The following is a 17036-nucleotide window of genomic DNA, read 5'->3' as shown; positions in this document are numbered from 1 at the left end:
GGCCAGCGGTTTAACAGCGGTCACTCTCATTGCAATGCTCCTGCGAAGGGCAGGGCATACCAGTGCAGCACGCTCAGCAGGCTGTTGCCTGCGGTGTCGAGCACAGGTTGGGGATAGACACCGAGCAGCACCAAAAGACCAGCGATGGTCATCATCATCACCAGCTCGCGACTGTCGAGCCCCTTGAGGACGCTATCGTCCTTGGGGGTACCGAAGCAGGCGCGCTGCAGCATGATGAGGGAGTAGACCGAGGCCAGTACCAGCCCGAAGGTGGCGATGATGGTGAGCACGGGGGCAACCTGGAAGCTGCCGATGAGGATCAGGAATTCGCCGACGAAGTTGCCGGTGCCCGGCATCCCCAGAGAGGCGACCGAGAAGAACAACATCACGCCGGGCAGGTAGCGCAGACGACCCCACAGCCCGCCCATCAGGCGCAGGTCCCGGGTGTGCAGACGCTCGTAGAGCTGACCGCACAGGATGAAGAGGCCGGCGGCGGAGAGACCGTGGGCGATCATCTGTACCACGGCGCCCTGCAGGGCCAGCTCGCTGCCCGAATAGATGGCGATCATCACGAAGCCCATGTGGGAGATGCTGGTGTAGGCCACCAGCCGCTTGATGTCGGTCTGGGCGAACGCCACGATGGCGCCGTAGACGATGCCGATGAGGCCCAGCACCATGGCGTAGGGGGCAAATTCGGCGGACGCCTCGGGGAAGAGCGGCAGGGCGAAGCGTAGCAGGCCGTAGGCGGCGGTTTTGAGCAGGATCCCCGCCAGGTCCACGGAACCCGCGGTCGGCGCCTGGCTGTGGGCATCCGGCAGCCAGCCGTGCAGCGGCACCAGCGGCATCTTGACCGCGAAGGCGATGAAGAAGCCCAGCATCAGCAGCCACTGCACACCCTCGCTCATGGGGGTGTTCAACAAGTCCTGATAGTTGAAGGTGAACACGCCGGTGGCGGCGTGGTGAGTCAGCACCAGGCCCAGGATGGCGACCAGCATGATGAGGCCGCTGACCTGGGTGTAGATGAAGAACTTGGTGGCGGCGTTGATCCTGGATTTGCCGTCGGTGACCGAGTGGCCCCACAGCGCAATCAGGAAGTACATGGGCACCAGCATCATCTCCCAGAAGAAGAAGAAGAGGAACAGGTCCAGCGCCATGAAGACGCCGAGTACGCCACCCAGGATCCACAACAGGTTGAGGTGGAAGAAGCCGATGCGCTGCACGATTTCCTTCCAGGAACAAAGGATGGCCAGCACGCCGATGAAGCAGGTGAGGATCACCATCAACAGCGACAAGCCATCCACCGCCAGGTGCAATGAGATGCCAAAGCGGGGGATCCAGGGCAGTTGCAGTTCGGCGGCCCAGACGGGGACGCCGCCCTGGGCTGACAGGGTGAAATCGCCGCTCCACCAGATGGCGCAGGCGAGCAGCAGGCAGGCGCTCATCGACAACAGGGCGACCCAGCGTACGAAGTACTCGCCGAATCGCTCGGTCTGCCAACAGAGCAGACCGCCGATGAAGGGTATTAACAAGATCCAGAGTAAGGTCACGATATCAGCTCTCGTCTATGTTCTAGTCACTGTGCAGGCCCGTGGGCTTGCTGCGAGTTCAGGGGCTGCATCACGGGATCAGCCGAGCAGCAGCAGGGCCAGGATCAGGGCGGCGCCCATCCCCATGGAGGCTGCATACCAGCGCAACTTGCCGGAAACGGTCCAGGCCAGCAGCTGGTGGCCGCTCTGGGCCAGCCAGGCCGGCAGGTTCATCATCCAGTCCAGCGGATCCTTGCCGAGCAACCGGGTCGCCAGCAGATACGGTTTGACCCACAGCTGATCGTAAAGCCAGTCAAAGCCCCAGGCGTTGAACCAGAGGGTGCTGAGCAACTTGCCCGGCGCACTGTTGGCTATGCTGCTGGCCAGGCGGCGCTCGCCCAGGAACAGGAAGGCGGCCAGGGCGATACCGGCGATGGCGATGACGGCGGAGGTGATCTCCAGCGCGTGGCGCCCCTCTTCGATGTGATCCCCCGGACCCGCCGGCAGTACCCCCGCCAGCGGCGGCACGATGAGGGCGCCGATGCCGGTGGAGAGCACCATCAGCACCAACAGCGGCAGCTGGTGGGCCAGACCGTGACCGGCGTGAGCCTCGGTCTTCGCCTCGCCGTGGAAGGCGATGAAGATGAGGCGGAAGGTGTAGAGGGAGGTGAGGAAGGCACCGCCAAGGCCAGCCCACAGCAGGGCGCTCTGGCCGCTGGCCTGCACCTGCCACAGGATGGCGTCTTTACTGTAGAAACCGGCGGTCACCAGCGGCAGCGCGGCCAAGGCCGAGCCCCCTACCAGGAAGCAGGCATAGACCAGCGGCAGGCTCTTGCGCAGGCCTCCCATCTTGAAGATGTTCTGCTCGTGGTGGGTGGCGACGATCACGGCACCGGCGGAGAGGAACAACAGCGCCTTGAAGAAGGCGTGGGTCATCAGGTGGAAGATGGCCCCTTCCCAGGCACCAACGCCGAGGGCCAGGAACATGTAGCCGATCTGGCTCATGGTGGAGTAGGCCAGGATCCGCTTGATGTCGGTTTGCACCAGGGCCGCAAAGCCCGCCAGCACCAGGGTAATGGCCCCGACCAGCGCCACCAGATGCAGGATCTCGGGGGCCAGCAGGAACAGACCGTGGGTACGGGCGATGAGATAGACACCGGCGGTCACCATGGTGGCCGCGTGGATCAGCGCCGAGACCGGGGTCGGGCCCGCCATGGCATCCGCCAGCCAGGTCTGCAGCGGCAGCTGGGCCGATTTGCCGACGGCGCCGCCGAGCAGCATCAGGCAGGCCAGCGACAGGGCGGGGGAGCCTTCGGCAAACAGGGTGGGGGCACGCACCAGCAGCTCGTGGATGTTGAGGGTGCCGAGCTCGCGATAGAGGATGAACAGGCCGATGGCGAGGAAGACGTCGCCGACCCGGGTCACCACGAACGCCTTGAGGGCGGCGGCACCGTTATTGCGATCCTTGTAGTAGAAGCCGATCAGCAGGTAGCTGCACAGACCCACCCCTTCCCAGCCCAGATACACGAACAGCAGGTCATCGGCCAGCACCAGGAACAGCATGCTGGCGATGAAGAGGTTGGTGTAGGTGAAGAAGCGCGAATAACCCTCTTCCCCACGCATGTACCAGGAGGCGAACAGGTGGATGAAGAAGCCCACCCCGGTGACCACGCCGAGCATGGTCAGCGACAGGCCGTCCAGTGCCAGGCGGAAGCTGGGGCTGAAGCTGCCCACCGAGATCCACTGCCACAGGGTCTGGGTATAGACGCCGCCCACCGGCATGGTGTTGAGAAAATCGATGCCGACCCACAGGGTAGTGAGGGCCGACAACCCTATGCTGCCGACGCCGATGAGCGCCGAGGTGCGCTCGCCGAAACGACCGAGGGAGAAGGCCAGCACCAGCCATCCCAGCAGCGGAAACAGAAAAGTCAGGTATAGGAGGCTCATCCGCGCATCTCGCTCACAGTGTCCACGTTCAGGGTGTGGTAACGACGATAGAGCAGCAGTAACAGGGCGAGGCCGATACTGGCCTCCGCTGCCGCCAGAGAAATCACCAGTATGTACATGATCTGGCCGTCGGCCTGGGCCCAGCGGCTACCCGCCACCACGAACGCCAGGGCGGACGCGTTCATCATGATTTCGATACTCATGAGGATAAACAACAAGTTGCGGCGTATCAGCAGGCCGCACAGGCCGATGCAGAACAGCACGGCGGCGAGCAGCAGCCCGTGCTCCATGGGGATGCCATTCATTGCTGACCTCCTTCTTGTGATGGACGGGCCGGGGTGCGGGGCACCGAGAGTACCTCGCCGCTCTTGTCTTCGCGGCCAAGGTGATAGGCGGTGACCAGACCCGCCAGCAGCAGGATGGAGGCGAGCTCCACCGCCAGCACGTAAGGACCGAACAGGGCGATGCCGACCGCTTTGGCACTGACGTCGGTCAGACCGAGTTCACCGCCGGTGACCCCGAGAATGCCGTAGGCCAGAAAGCCGAGCAGAATGAGCGAAAGCAGGCCCGGGCCCACCCAGGTGGTGGGAGTGAGCCAGTGCTTCTCCTGATCCTGGGCCGAGCCCAGGTTCAGCATCATCACCACGAACACGAACAGCACCATGATGGCGCCCGCGTAGACGATCACCTGCAGGGCGCCCGCGAAGGCGGCGCCCAGGCAGAAGAAGATCATGGCCACGGCGATGAGGGAGATGATGAGATTGAGCAGCGCGTGCATCGGATTGCTGGTGCTGATCACCCGCAGCGTGCTGTAAATGGCGACCAGGGCCGCGGCATAGAATGCCAGTTCCATGATTGACTCCTCAGGGCAGCAGGCTCTTGACATCGATGGGCTTGGCTTCGTTCTCGGCATCCCCTTTCGGCTTGCCGTCGATGGCCATCCCGCTCATGCGATAGAAGTTGTAGTCCGGGTACTTGCCGGGGCCGCTGATCAGCAGATCTTCCTTCTCGTACACCAGGTCCTGGCGGCGGTACTCGCCCATCTCGAAATCCGGCGTCAGCTGGATGGCGGTGGTGGGGCAGGCCTCTTCGCACAGGCCGCAGAAGATGCAGCGGGAGAAGTTGATGCGAAAGAACTCAGGGTACCAGCGACCATCTTCCCGCTCGGATTTTTGCAGCGAGATGCAGCCGACCGGGCAGGCCACCGCACACAGGTTGCAGGCCACGCAGCGTTCGTCGCCGTCCGGATCGCGGGTCAGCACGATGCGGCCGCGATAGCGGGGCGCCGCATAGACGGCCTGCTCCGGGTAGTTGAGGGTCTCGCGGGGGCGCCAGGCATGGGAGAACACCATGCCCAGGCTGCGTAACTGGGTGCCGACACCCTTGATGATGTTAATAATTTTCATAGTCGTGCCTCACTGCACATTCATCAGCACCACAGCCCGTACCGGCTGCATCCCGTGCGGGATGCAGGGCGGCGGGCAAGCAGACGTTCCAGCCAAACGGCATCACAATTTTTCTGTCCATCGGGGCCTCACTGCGCATTCATCAGCACCACGGCGCCGGTGACCAGCATGTTGAGCAGGGTCAGCGGCAGGCAGACTTTCCAGCCAAACGACATCACCTGGTCAAAGCGCGGGCGGGGTAGAGAGGCCCGCAGCAGGATGAAGAACACCATGAAGCAGGCGGTCTTCAGGGCAAACCAGATGAAGGGCGGCAGCCAGGGGCCGTGCCAGCCACCGAAGAACAGGGTCACGATGAGCGAAGAGATCAGCACGATGCCGATGTATTCGCCCACGAAGAACAGACCCCACTTCATGCCCGCATACTCGATGTGATAACCGTCGGCGAGCTCCTGCTCGGCTTCCGGCTGGTCAAACGGATGACGGTGGGTGACGGCGACGCCGGCAAACAGGAAGGTGATGAAGCCCAGGATCTGGGGGATCACGTTCCACAGTCCTACCTGGGCTTCCACGATATCGCGCAGGTTGAAGCTGCCGGTCTGGATGACGATGCCCATCAGCGACAGGCCCAAGAACACCTCGTAGGAGAGAGTCTGAGCCGAGGCGCGCAGGCTGCCGAGCAAGGAGTACTTGTTGTTGCTCGACCAGCCGGCGAACAGCACGGCGTAGACCGCCAGCCCCGCGATGGCCAGGATGTAGAGCAGCCCCACGTTGAGGTCCGCCACGCCCCAGGTGGGGGTGATCGGCACCACCGCAAACGCCAGAATGAAGGCGGTAAAGGCGATGATGGGGGCCAGCACGAAGATCCGCCGATCGGCGAAGGGCGGGATCCAGTCCTCCTTGAAGAACATCTTGATCATGTCGGCCGCCAGCTGCAGCAGGCCGAAGGGACCTACCCGGTTGGGGCCGTAACGATCCTGCCACAGCGCCAGCAGACGGCGCTCGATGAAGCTCATGAAGGCGCCGGCCCCCACGATCCCCACCAGCACGATCAATGCCTTGCCGATTTCCAGCAACAGATCGATCAGAGAGTCGCTCATGCGATGGCCTCCTGCAGGTTGGCGAGATATTGCTGGTGCAGGGCGGTCGGCAGACCGTTGACACCAAGCGGCAGGCCCACCAGACCGGCGGTCAGATGCTCGCTCAGACGCAGGGTCAACCGCCAGTGGTGGCCACCCCAGGAGAAGGCGACCTGGCTGCCGGCACTGAGGGCGAGACGGTTGGCGTCGGCCTGGTTCAGCACCAGCACGGGCTCGCTCATGCGGGCCTGGATGACCGGGCTTCTGGCAGACAGCTCTTCGCCGCCAAACAGCTGGTCATAGCTCACCACCTGCAGCGCCTCTTTGGCACTGAACGGGGCGGGGACGGTGTCGAACCAGCCGAGGCTCTCCTCGCCCGCTTCCAGCAGACGGCGACCGGGATCCCCGGCGCGCAGGTTGCCACCCACTTCATCCTGGAACTTGTTCCAGGCGGACGGGGAGTTCCAGCCCGGTGCCCAGGCGAACGGCACCTGTTGCAGCGGCTGGCGGGCACCGGCGTAGCCTTCCATGGAGAAGTTGAAGGGTGAGTCGGGATCCTGGGCGACTCTGGGCTCGCTCACGTTCTGATCCGCCAGCATGGAGGTGCGGCCACTGTAGCGGTGCGGCTCGCGGGCGAGCTTCATGCCGCGGATGCGCAGACCGGCGTTGGGCGCGGCCTCGCGCATGCTGGTCAGCAGCGGAGCGCTGGCGGCGCAGGCACTGCTCACCTCGTCGAAGGTGTTCCAGCGCAGCGGTTTGCGATCCAGCGCCCCTTGCAGGGCGGCCAGCCAGCGCCAGCTCTCGCGTACCTGGATGTCGGCGTTGTAGAAGGCGGGGGCATAGACCTGGAAGAAGCGTTGGGCGCGACCTTCCATGTTGATGAGGGTACCGTCTGCCTCGGCGAAGCTGGCGGCAGGCAGCACCAGGTCCGCCTTCTGGGCGGTGCCGGTGTCCTGGTGATCGACCACCAGCAGGTGCTGCAGGCGGTCGATGGCGGCATCGACGCGGCTGCGCGGTGCGCGGCGGTAGAGATCGTTCTCGAGCATCACCAGCGCGAGCTTCTCTTCTCTTTCGATACGCTCGAGGGCGGCTTCCAGCGGGGCGGCATTGCCGGCCAGCATGGCCAGCCCCAGGCTGTTGCTCTCCTGAGCGACCAGAGCGAGCTCCACGGCCTGGCCACGGCCCTTGAGGGCGCGGGCGATGTTGCTGGCCGCCTCGAGCAGCGCCTGGCTGCGGGCACCGGTGCCGGCGATGATGAGCGGCTTCCTGGCATTGCCGAGCAGTGCGGCCCAGCTGGCGGCCAGGGCCTGTTGCTCGGGGGCGAGATCGGTCAGGGCAGGGGCGCTGCCATCGAGCAAATGGGCGATGGCGAAGCCGAGGCGCGCCTGATCCGCGTGGGGGGCGTGCAGGGTGCCGCTCGCCACGTCGTCCAGTCGGGTGGTGTCGAGACTGGTGATGAGCAGCGGGTAGCGCTCGTTCTGGGCCAGGGTCTGCACCGCGGCGACCTGCCACAGATCCACCTTCAGCTTGCGGGCGATCTCGCGGCCCTTGCCCTTGACCGCCTGGCGCAGGGCCAGGGCAATGCGGGCGGCGGTCTGGGTGACATCCTCGCCGAGCACCAGCACGGCGTCGGCCTCTTCCATGTCGCGCAGGCTGGGGGTACGCACGCCACCGTGCTGCAGGATCTGCAGCATCTTCTGCAGGCACTCCCATTCGCTTTGCTCGACGCCGCTGTAGAAGTTGGCGGCACCCACCAGTTCGCGCAGGGCGAAGTTGCTCTCAAGCGACGCCCGCGGCGAGCCGATGCCGATGACGCCGGCGGCGGTGCGCAGGGCATCGGCGGCCCGGTTCAGGGCACCATCCACCGTGATGGCCAGCCTGTCATTGCCATCCTGCAGCAGGGGCTGGCGCGGGCGGTCGGTCAGATTGACGTGGCCGTAGCCGAAGCGGCCGCGGTCGCACAGGAAGTAGTGGTTCAGGGCGCCGTGATAGCGGTTCTCGATGCGGCGCAGCTCGCCATAACGCTCACCCGGGCTGATGTTGCAGCCGACCGAGCACCCCTGGCAGATGCTGGGGGCGAACTGCATGTCCCACTTGCGGTTGTAGCGCTCGGAGTGGGTCTTGTCGGTGAACACGCCGGTGGGGCAGACCTCCACCAGGTTGCCGGAGAACTCGCTCTCCAGGGTGCCATCCTCGACCCGGCCGAAGTAGACGTTGTCATGGGCGCCGTAGACCCCGAGATCCTCGCCGCCGGCGTAGTCCTTGTAGTAACGGACGCAGCGATAGCAGGCGATGCAGCGGTTCATCTCGTGGTTGATGAAGGGACCCAGATCCTGATTCTGGTGGGTGCGCTTGGTGAAACGGTAGCGCCGGCTGTTGTGGCCGGTCATCACCGTCATGTCCTGCAGGTGGCAGGCGCCACCCTCTTCGCACACCGGGCAGTCGTGGGGGTGGTTGGTCATCTGCCACTCCACCACCGTCTTGCGGAACTCCTTCGCCTCTTCGTCCTCGATGGAGATATAGGTGCCATCGGTGGAGGGGGTCATGCAGGACATGACCAGGCGGCCGCGCTTGTCGTCGGCATTCTGATACTGCTTCACCGCACACTGGCGGCAGGCGCCGACGCTACCGAGCGCCGGGTGCCAGCAAAAATAGGGGACGTCCAGCCCAAGGGAGAGACAGGCTTGCAGCAGGTTATCTGCCCCGTCTACCTCGAACTCTTTACCGTCTACATGAATGGTGGCCATACAACTTCCCTGACTTCAATGAGATAAATTCTGTGGCTCGCGCCGGTTCAGCGGGCCCGCAGCGGGCACGCTGTGCGCCTTACCAGCGCTCGCCCAGCAGGTTGGGCTGGATACCCTTGAGCTGCTTGTGACTATCCTGCGGCGCCCTGACGCCGGCCTCGAATTCGGAGCGGAAATACTTCATCGCACTGCCCAGCGGCTCGATGGCGCCAGGGGCATGGGCGCAGAAGGTCTTGCCCGGGCCGAGGAAGCTGACCAGCTGCTCCAGGGTGGCGAGATCCCCAGGCTGACCCTCGCCTCGCTCCAGCGCGCGCAGCAGCTTGACGCTCCAGGGCAGGCCGTCGCGGCAGGGGGTGCACCAGCCGCAGGACTCGCGGGCGAAGAACTCTTCCATGTTGCGCAGCAGGGAGACCATGTTGATGCTGTCATCCACCGCCATGGCAAGGCCCGTGCCCATCCGGGTGCCGACCTTGCCGATGCCGCCGGCGTACATCTGGGCATCCAGGTGCTCGGGCAGCAGGAAGCCGGTACCGGCACCGCCCGGTTGCCAGGCTTTCAGGCGATAGCCGGGCTTCATGCCGCCGGCGTAGTGCTCGAACAGCTCGCGGGCGGTGATGCCAAACGGCAGCTCCCACAGGCCGGGGTTGTTGACCTTGCCGGAGAAGCCCATCAGCTTGGTGCCGTGATCTTCCGAACCCGGCAGCGCCAGCCCCTGATACCAGGCCACACCGTTGCCGATGATGGCGGGCACGTTGCACAGGGTCTCGACGTTGTTGACGCAGGTGGGCTTGCCCCAGACGCCGGAAACGGCGGGGAAAGGGGGCTTGGCGCGCGGGTTGGCGCGGCGCCCTTCCAGGGAGTTGATGAGCGCCGTCTCTTCGCCGCAGATGTAACGACCCGCGCCGGTGTGGACGAACAGCTCGAAGTCAAAGCCCGAGCCCAGAATGTTCTTGCCGAGCAGACCGGCAGCCTTGGCCTCTTCGACCGCCCGGCGCAGGTTGGCCGCGGCATCGACGTACTCGCCGCGCAAAAAGATGTAGCCACGGTAGGCCTTGAGGGCCTTGGCCGAGATGATCATCCCCTCGATCAGCAGGTGGGGCAGCTGCTCCATCAACAGCCGATCCTTGTAGGTGTTCGGCTCCATCTCGTCGGCGTTGCAGAGCAGGTAACGGATATTCATGCTCTCGTCTTTGGGCATCAGGCCCCACTTCACGCCGGTGGAGAAACCGGCGCCGCCACGACCCTTGAGGCCGGCATCCTTGACGGTGCCGACGATCTCGTCCGGGCTCATCTGGCCCAGTGCCTTGCGGGCCGCATCGTAACCCTGCTTGCTCTGGTATTCATCCAGCCAGACCGGCTGGCCGTCGTCGCGCAGCCGCCAGGTGAGGGGATGGGTCTCGGCCGCGCGGGCGATGCGGTTGGCGGTACCAAGGGATGCCAGACTCATGGGTAAGCCTCCAGGGTCTTGAGCAGGCTGACGGCGTCGAGCCCACCGTAGGTGTCATCGTCGATCATCAGCGCCGGCCCCTTGTCGCAGTTGCCGAGGCAGCAGACCGGCAGCAGGGTGAAGCGGCCGTCGGCGGAGGTCTGGCCGGGGGCCAGGTTCATCACCTCTTTCAGGCCGGCCAGCAGTTGCTCGTGGCCGTTGATGTAGCAGACCATGCTGTCGCAGACGCGGATGATGTGGCGACCGACCGGCTGGCGGAAGATCTGGCTATAGAAGGTGGCGACCCCCTCCACGTCGCTGGCGGGGATACCGAGCTCGGCGGCGATGGCGTGGATGGCACCGTCAGGAACCCAGCCGCGGGCCTGCTGCACTATCTTGAGCGCTTCGATACTGGCGGCACGGGGATCTTCGTAGTGGTGTTTCTCATGCTCGATGGCATCGCGTTCTGCCTGGCTGAGGACGAAATCGTTCCCCTTGCCCTGGCATGAACTCTGTCCCTGCGGGGACGGATTGTGTTGGCACTGACATTGCTGGCTCATGGCATAACCTTTTGTGGCTTGTTCTTGTTGTCGTGTAACGGGTCTTGGTAACAGCCGTTACTCAACGGTCCACATCCGACATAACGAAATCGATACTGCCCAGATAGACGATGAGGTCCGACACCATCTGGCCACGGATCACCGAGGGGATCTGTTGCAGGTGAGCAAAGCTCGGGGTGCGGATCCGGGTCCGGTAGCTCATGGTGGAGCCGTCGCTGGTCAGGTAATAACTGTTGATCCCCTTGGTCGCCTCGATCATCTGGAAGGACTCGGCGGCCGGCATGACCGGGCCCCACGACACTTGCAGGAAGTGGGTGATCAGGGTCTCGATGTCCTGCAGGGTGCGCTCTTTGGGTGGCGGCGTGGTGAGCGGGTGATCCGCCTTGAACGGCCCTTCCGGCATGTTCTTCATGCACTGCTCTATGATGCGCATGCTCTGGCGCATCTCCTCGATGCGCACCAGGGCGCGATCGTAGGCATCACCGTTGGCACCGACCGGCACCTCGAATTCGAACTGATCGTAGCCGGAGTAGGGGCGCCACTTGCGCACGTCGAAGTTGAGGCCGGTGGCGCGCAGACCACCGCCCGTGGTGCCCCAGGCCAGCGCCTGTTCGGTGTTGTAGGCGGCGACGCCAATGGTGCGGCCACGCAGTATGCTGTTGCGCATGGCGGCCTTCTCATAGTCCATCAGCCGCTTGGGCAGCCAGCTCAGCAGGTTGTCCTGCACCAGTCGCTGCCAGCCGACGGGCAGATCGTGGGCCACGCCGCCGATGCGGAACCAGGCCGGGTGCATGCGGGCGCCGGTGATGGCTTCGATGATGGTGTAAATCCGCTGCCGGTCGGTGAAGGTGAAGAAGACCGGGGTCATAGCGCCCACGTCCTGAATATAGGTACCGATGAACAGCAGGTGACTCTGGATGCGGAACAGCTCAGCCAGCATCACCCGGATCATGTCGACCCTCTGTGGCACCTTGATGCCGGCCAGCTTCTCGACCGCCAGCACGTAGGGCAGGTTGTTCATCACGCCGCCCAGGTACTCGACCCGGTCGGTGTAGGGGATGTAGCTGTGCCAGGACTGGCGCTCGCCCATCTTCTCGGCACCGCGGTGGTGATAGCCGATATCGGGCACGCAGTCGCGGATCTCCTCGCCATCGAGCTGCAGTACCAGGCGGAAGGCACCGTGGGCGGAGGGGTGGTTGGGGCCCAGGTTCAAGAACATGTAGTCCTCGTTCTCGTTGCCCCGGCTCATGCCCCACTCTTCCGGTTTGAACATCAGGTTGCCCTGCTCCATGTCCTGCTTGGCGGCATCGAGCATGAAGGGATCGAATTCGGTGGCGCGCGCCGGATAATCCTTGCGCAGCGGGTGACCCTGCCAGCTCTTGGGCATCATGATGCGGGTCAGGTGCGGGTGACCGTCGAAGTTGATGCCCATCAGATCCCACACTTCCCGTTCATACCAGTTGGCGTTGGGGTAGTGGCGGCTGACGGTGGGCAGCGTCAGATCCCCCTCCTTGAGCGGCACCTTCAACATCAGGTCGGCGTTGCGATCGATGGAGATGAGGTGATAGAAGACGGTGAAGTCGCTGTCGGGCAGATCGTGACGATGGCTGCGCATCCGCTCGTCGGTGGCGCTCAAGTCAAACAGCATCACGAACGGGGAGGGCAGCTTTTTAAGGAACCCCATCACGTCCAGCAGCAGCTCGCGGGAGAGCCAGACCACCGGCACGCCGGTGCGGGTATTCTGGATGGTGAAGCGTTCGGCACCGAAATGGGCAAACAGCTCGCCGACTACCTGAGCGTCTTTGTGATCACTCGGTTGCCACTGGGCCATGGCGTAGTTGCTGGGAAATTCTCGAGTCAGTTTCATGGTCAGATCTCATCCGGCGTGCGCAGGTTGGTGACGTTGATCCGCTCGCCACGCTTGCGGTCCTTCTCGGCAGGCATCTGGGGGCGATAGATGCCCTGATCGCCCACCACCCAGGAGAGAGGACGGCGCTCCTTGCCGATGGAGTCCTGCAGCAACATCAAGGCCTGCAGGAATGCCTCGGGACGGGGCGGGCAGCCCGGAATGTAGACGTCGACCGGCAGGAACTTGTCGACGCCCTGAACGACCGAGTAGATGTCATACATGCCGCCCGAGTTGGCGCAGGCCCCCATGGAGATGACCCACTTGGGTTCGAGCAGCTGTTCGTACAGGCGCTGGATGACCGGGGCCATTTTGATGAAGGGGGTGCCGGCGATAACCATGAAATCGGCCTGGCGCGGTGAGGCCCGGATGACTTCGGCGCCGAAGCGGGCCACGTCGTGAGGGGAGGTGAAGGCGGTACACATCTCTACGTAGCAGCAGGAGATGCCGAAGTTGTAGGGCCAGAGGGAGTTCTTGCGGCCCCAGTTGACCGTATCCTGCAGCACCTCTTCGAGGCGCCCGATCATGATGCCGCGTGAGGCCTCTTGAGCCAGGGGATCCTCGACGGTCTGGCGCTGTTCCTGGGGGTAGCGCTCAACCGGCGCATCCGGGTCAATCCGGGTCAGGGTGTACTTCATGGTGCAACCTCAAAGGAATAATCAGTAATTCAGTCTGGCTTCTTGTCGGTCAGGACGCGTTTTTTCGGTGCCCAGTCGAGGGCGCCAATGCGCCACAGGTAGATGAGGCCTACCAGCAGCAAGGAGATGAAGATGGTGGCCTCGATGAAGCCGACCCAGCCGCTCTCCCGAACGGAGACAGACCAGGCAAAGAGATAGAGCGCTTCCACGTCGAAGATGACGAAGAACATGGCAACCAGATAGAACTTGGCGGAGAAGCGCAGGCGGGCATTGCCCACGGAGTCCACGCCTGATTCGAAGGGCTTGTTCTTGGCTCGGCCGTAGGCGCGGCCTCCCAGCAGGGCTGCCAGGCCGATCATGATCAAGCAGATACAGATGGCCCCAACTACATAGACAGCAAAAGCCCAATGCTGGACAGCAATATCAGCAAACATAGGAGTTTTCCCTAACCAAATTAATCACGAGACTTAACAAGGATGTTACGTATTATGCCACTTCGATACTGATTTACATGTCATTTCAGGGGATTAATTATTAATCAGCGGGAGGAAAATCGTATTTTGCTAGCGGGGTCAATGTTCCTATTTGAGAATCATTTTCACTCGCTTTTGTGATGGGGGGAAAATCGTGGGGCAGTTCGAAAAATAAACTAATCGAAAATGGCGAGACCCCGCCGGGCGGGGTCTGCTGGATCAGGGTTTGAGGACGGGGAGGGACTCTTCGGCGGCCTTGCCCTGGGAGAGGGTGATCTCGACCCGGCGATTGGCCTGCCGGTGTTCCGGGGTGTCGTTGGGATAGCGGGGCTGGGCATCCGCCACCCCCTGCGCGATGATCCGGGAAGCATCGAGCTTGGGGTTGGTGAGCAGGGTGTGCACGATGGAGGCCGAACGCAGCACCGACAGCTCCCAGTTGCTGCGATAGAGCTCTACCGGCGCCTGCGAGTTGTCGGTGTGACCTGTGACCACCACCTTGCCCGGGATATCCGCCAGAATGCCGGCGATCTTGTTGACCAGCGGAATGAACTGGGGCTGGAGGAAGGCGGAATCGGCCGGAAACAGCGCCTTCTCACCGATGCGGATCACCAGCTGGCTGCCCAGTTGTTCCACCTCCAGATCCTTGGATTCAATCTGTGCCTTGAGCTGCTGCTCCAGCTTCTTCTTGGTGACCTGCACCCACTCTTGTTCCTTGGTTTTGTGAGGCCAGGACTCCGTCGCACTCGGCTTCTCAGAGGCGCCTATGGTCTCGTTGAAGGGATCCGAGGCCGCCGCGGGGGCATCTTTCTCCAGCACGGTCTCCTTCTCGGGGCTGCTCGGGGTAGTCTTGGATTCCGGCTCAAGAATGCCGGTCCCCCCTTGCATGACAGGTGAACCGGCGGGAGGAGAGATCAGGCCTATTTTACCCAGCGATTCGATGAAGCCTTGGATCAGCACCCGGGTTTCAGACTGCTTGGCCATCGCGAAGGAGTAGAGCACCACGAACAGGGCGAACAGCAGGGTCATGAAGTCGGCATAGGAGACCAGCCAGCGTTCGTGGTTCTCCGGCGCCTCAGCCTTTTTCTTTTTTGCCACCATGGCCTCCTAAGTAGGGTTCGAGGGTGACTTGCAGACGTTGTTGGGATTCGCCGTCCACGATGCAGAGGATGCCGGTCAGGGTCATCTCCTTGTAGTGGCGGATCTGGTGGGCAAAGGCCTTGTAGCGGTTGCCAAAGGGCAGGAAGATGAGGTTGGCGGCCGAAACCCCGTAGATGGTGGCGATGAAGGCCACCGCAATGGCGCCCCCCAGCTTGTCCGGGGCATCCAGCAGCCCCATGGCGTGAATGAGGCCAAATACCGCCCCCACGATCCCCATGGTCGGGCAATAGCCCCCCATGGCCTCATAAAACTTGACGGTCTGCTCGAGGTCCTCCTGCTCGAACTCGATCTCGTTTTCCAGCACCTCGTGGATCTTGGTCTTCTCGTAACCGTCGACCATCATCTGTACCCCCTTTTGCAGGAAGGGATCCTTGATGTCGTCGATCATCCCTTCCAGGGCCAGCATGCCGCTGCGCCTGGCGTTGCCCGCCAGGTTCTCCAACAGCTCGGCCTGCTCCTGCATGTCGAGTTTGAGAGGGGTCAGCAACCACTTGAAACGCTTGAGGGTGCTGCCGACGACGGAGAAGGGGAACTGGGTCAGAGCGGCACCGATAGTACCGCCGATCACGATGAGGAAGGCGGGCAGATCGAGCAGGGCGCTGGGGTGGCCGCCCTCGATCATGTTGCCGCCCAGAATGGCGATCAATGCCAGAACCAGGCCGATTAAGCTCATTTATTACGCATCCCTGAAGATTGATAATGGCTAGTGTAGCTACTTAAGTATCAGTTTTTCAAAATGATATCCAATCGGTGAGCAATAAAGTGCGTTAGCGTCAGCTGCCGCCTGGGAGAGGTGTTTTCCGGATGGAAAGGGGTGTGCCACCAAGGTGGACGTTGCTGCCAGCAAAGGGAATTTGACGCTGCTGTGGTCTTGCGTTTGAGGCGCTTGGCTGCAGAGGTTGGCAGGCGGCGGAATGCTACAGCCAGCCATCAGGCAGGCTGTTCAAATGGGCGGTGAGATCGGTGCGCCATGGAGTGGAGCATTGCCAGCAGGACTGTCTGGAGGATAGATAGTGGCTGCCGGCCTGCTCGACGCTGGGTGAGAGGGCCGCTTTCGTCAGAGTCTGAAAGCAAAAAACCGACCATCTGGTCGGTTCTTTAAATTTGGCGGTGAGGGAGGGATGATTCGCCACTGCGTGGCTCACCCCTTCGGGGCGGCCTGCGGCCGTTCATCGCCGCAAGCTGCTCTGCTCGAACCCGGCGAGGGTTCTCACCCTCCCTCTTCGACATGAGCTGATAATTCTTCCCCAAAGCAAAAAAACCGACCATCAGGTCGGTTCTTTAAGATTTGGCGGTGAGGGAGGGATTCGAACCCTCGATACGTTGCCGTATACACACTTTCCAGGCGTGCTCCTTCAGCCACTCGGACACCTCACCAAATTTTGGTCTGTTGTTTAATGTGCTCAGCCAGCACGTCGTTCGTTGCGCCGTTGCGCTGGAACGGGGCGTAATTTAGGGGAAAGGGCTGCCGGGGTCAACCACTTTTCCCCTTATTTTTCATAATCTTTATCGAATGCCTATCCCTTGAACAGAATGCCGGTTTTTTAATCCTGTTCAGGGCTTGTCGAGGATGATCAGGCTGTCCGGCAGCTCGTTCTGGTCCCGAGTGGCGGGGAAGGCGTCGGTCAGAATGGCGCTGGTCCGCTCGATGCACTCGAGGAAACCCTGTTCCACCTCCTTGTTGCGCACCCGGCGGGTGAAGTCATCGATGATCTCCTGCCACTGGGCGTTATCGATGTGCTGGGCGATGCCGTCATCCACCAGGATCTCCACGTAGTGCTCGGCCACCGAGACGAAGATCAGCACCCCGAGCCGATCCCGGGTGCGGTGCAGCCCTTGCTCGACAAATTGCAGGCGTGCCATCAGGGCGGCCCTGTGCTGGCGCACCTGTTTCGGGATCAGGTACATCTTGATGGGGGTCCAGTGGCACAGGATGCTCAGTACCAGCCAGACCGACCACTGCACTAGCAGGATCTCGTACCAGCCGAGCCAGAAGCCGAGCTCGAACACCAGCAGCGGTGTCAGCATGGCCAGCAGGGCCGCCCACAGGGTGGGGATGTAGCGATAGCCGTCGCTGGCGGGGGCCAGTACGGTCACCAGCTCGGCATCGGTTGCCTGCTCCGCCTGTTTGACCCTGGCCTGCAACGTGTGAAAGAACTGTTTCGAAATCATG

At 62.8% G+C, this 17036-nt stretch carries 15 protein-coding genes, 1 tRNA gene and 1 other RNA gene; all 17 read right to left on the bottom strand.

From position 1 onward, the window contains the following. Positions 1 to 26 precede the first annotated feature (26 nt). Complete coding sequence (gene nuoM, locus G5134_RS07780; RefSeq protein ID WP_065018556.1) at positions 27 to 1547, bottom strand: NADH-quinone oxidoreductase subunit M; 1521 nt, start codon at positions 1545 to 1547, stop codon at positions 27 to 29. Positions 1548 to 1625: 78 nt separating this feature from the next. Further along, positions 1626 to 3473 carry an NADH-quinone oxidoreductase subunit L gene (gene nuoL, locus G5134_RS07775; RefSeq protein ID WP_065018555.1) on the bottom strand — a complete coding sequence of 616 codons (1848 nt, stop codon included), beginning with the start codon at positions 3471 to 3473 and terminating at the stop codon, positions 1626 to 1628. Further along, complete coding sequence (gene nuoK / locus G5134_RS07770; RefSeq protein WP_005299823.1) at positions 3470 to 3778, bottom strand: NADH-quinone oxidoreductase subunit NuoK; 309 nt, start codon at positions 3776 to 3778, stop codon at positions 3470 to 3472. Before nuoK ends, nuoL begins: the two co-directional genes overlap by 4 nt. Next, positions 3775 to 4326, bottom strand: coding sequence for an NADH-quinone oxidoreductase subunit J (gene nuoJ / locus G5134_RS07765; RefSeq protein ID WP_010634277.1), 552 nt, complete (start codon positions 4324 to 4326; stop codon positions 3775 to 3777). Before nuoJ ends, nuoK begins: the two co-directional genes overlap by 4 nt. 10 nt (positions 4327 to 4336) lie before the next feature. After that, on the bottom strand, positions 4337 to 4879 hold the full coding sequence (gene nuoI / locus G5134_RS07760; protein ID WP_005299827.1) for an NADH-quinone oxidoreductase subunit NuoI: 543 nt from the start codon (positions 4877 to 4879) through the stop codon (positions 4337 to 4339). A gap of 128 nt (positions 4880 to 5007) precedes the next feature. Further along, positions 5008 to 5976, bottom strand: coding sequence for an NADH-quinone oxidoreductase subunit NuoH (gene nuoH, locus G5134_RS07755; RefSeq protein WP_065018554.1), 969 nt, complete (start codon positions 5974 to 5976; stop codon positions 5008 to 5010). Further along, positions 5973 to 8702 carry an NADH-quinone oxidoreductase subunit NuoG gene (gene nuoG / locus G5134_RS07750; protein WP_065018553.1) on the bottom strand — a complete coding sequence of 910 codons (2730 nt, stop codon included), beginning with the start codon at positions 8700 to 8702 and terminating at the stop codon, positions 5973 to 5975. Before nuoG ends, nuoH begins: the two co-directional genes overlap by 4 nt. Positions 8703 to 8781: 79 nt before the next feature. After that, positions 8782 to 10149 (bottom strand): NADH-quinone oxidoreductase subunit NuoF, encoded by a 1368-nt coding sequence (nuoF, locus tag G5134_RS07745; RefSeq protein ID WP_065018552.1) that lies wholly within the window; start codon positions 10147 to 10149, stop codon positions 8782 to 8784. Then, positions 10146 to 10688, bottom strand: a complete 543-nt coding sequence (gene nuoE / locus G5134_RS07740) for an NADH-quinone oxidoreductase subunit NuoE (protein WP_005299836.1) — start codon at positions 10686 to 10688, stop codon at positions 10146 to 10148. Before nuoE ends, nuoF begins: the two co-directional genes overlap by 4 nt. Positions 10689 to 10749: 61 nt before the next feature. Next, positions 10750 to 12555, bottom strand: a complete 1806-nt coding sequence (nuoC, locus tag G5134_RS07735) for an NADH-quinone oxidoreductase subunit C/D (RefSeq protein ID WP_017765892.1) — start codon at positions 12553 to 12555, stop codon at positions 10750 to 10752. 2 nt (positions 12556 to 12557) lie between these two features. Continuing rightward, the gene (locus G5134_RS07730) at positions 12558 to 13232 is read right to left on the bottom strand and encodes a NuoB/complex I 20 kDa subunit family protein (protein WP_005299840.1); all 675 of its coding nucleotides are present in this window, start codon (positions 13230 to 13232) and stop codon (positions 12558 to 12560) included. 29 nt (positions 13233 to 13261) lie between these two features. Then, positions 13262 to 13666 carry an NADH-quinone oxidoreductase subunit A gene (locus G5134_RS07725; RefSeq protein ID WP_005299842.1) on the bottom strand — a complete coding sequence of 135 codons (405 nt, stop codon included), beginning with the start codon at positions 13664 to 13666 and terminating at the stop codon, positions 13262 to 13264. Positions 13667 to 13924: 258 nt separating this feature from the next. Further along, complete coding sequence (locus G5134_RS07720) at positions 13925 to 14803, bottom strand: flagellar motor protein MotB (RefSeq protein WP_010634270.1); 879 nt, start codon at positions 14801 to 14803, stop codon at positions 13925 to 13927. Continuing rightward, positions 14778 to 15536 carry a flagellar motor protein gene (locus G5134_RS07715; RefSeq protein WP_017780023.1) on the bottom strand — a complete coding sequence of 253 codons (759 nt, stop codon included), beginning with the start codon at positions 15534 to 15536 and terminating at the stop codon, positions 14778 to 14780. Before G5134_RS07715 ends, G5134_RS07720 begins: the two co-directional genes overlap by 26 nt. A 432-nt stretch (positions 15537 to 15968) precedes the next feature. Beyond that, positions 15969 to 16097, bottom strand: a non-coding RNA gene (locus G5134_RS07710) — RtT sRNA. Between the two features lie 55 nt (positions 16098 to 16152). Further along, positions 16153 to 16240, bottom strand: a tRNA-Ser gene (locus G5134_RS07705). A 177-nt stretch (positions 16241 to 16417) separates the two neighbouring features. Beyond that, complete coding sequence (locus G5134_RS07700) at positions 16418 to 17035, bottom strand: TPM domain-containing protein (protein WP_421231939.1); 618 nt, start codon at positions 17033 to 17035, stop codon at positions 16418 to 16420. Position 17036 lies beyond the last annotated feature (1 nt).

This window comes from Aeromonas sp. 600276 (assembly GCF_049175815.1).
GTDB classification, from domain to species: Bacteria; Pseudomonadota; Gammaproteobacteria; order Enterobacterales; family Aeromonadaceae; genus Aeromonas; species Aeromonas dhakensis.
The sequence above is the reverse complement of the archived record's forward strand: the minus strand, read 5'-3'. Positions and strand labels throughout refer to the sequence as shown.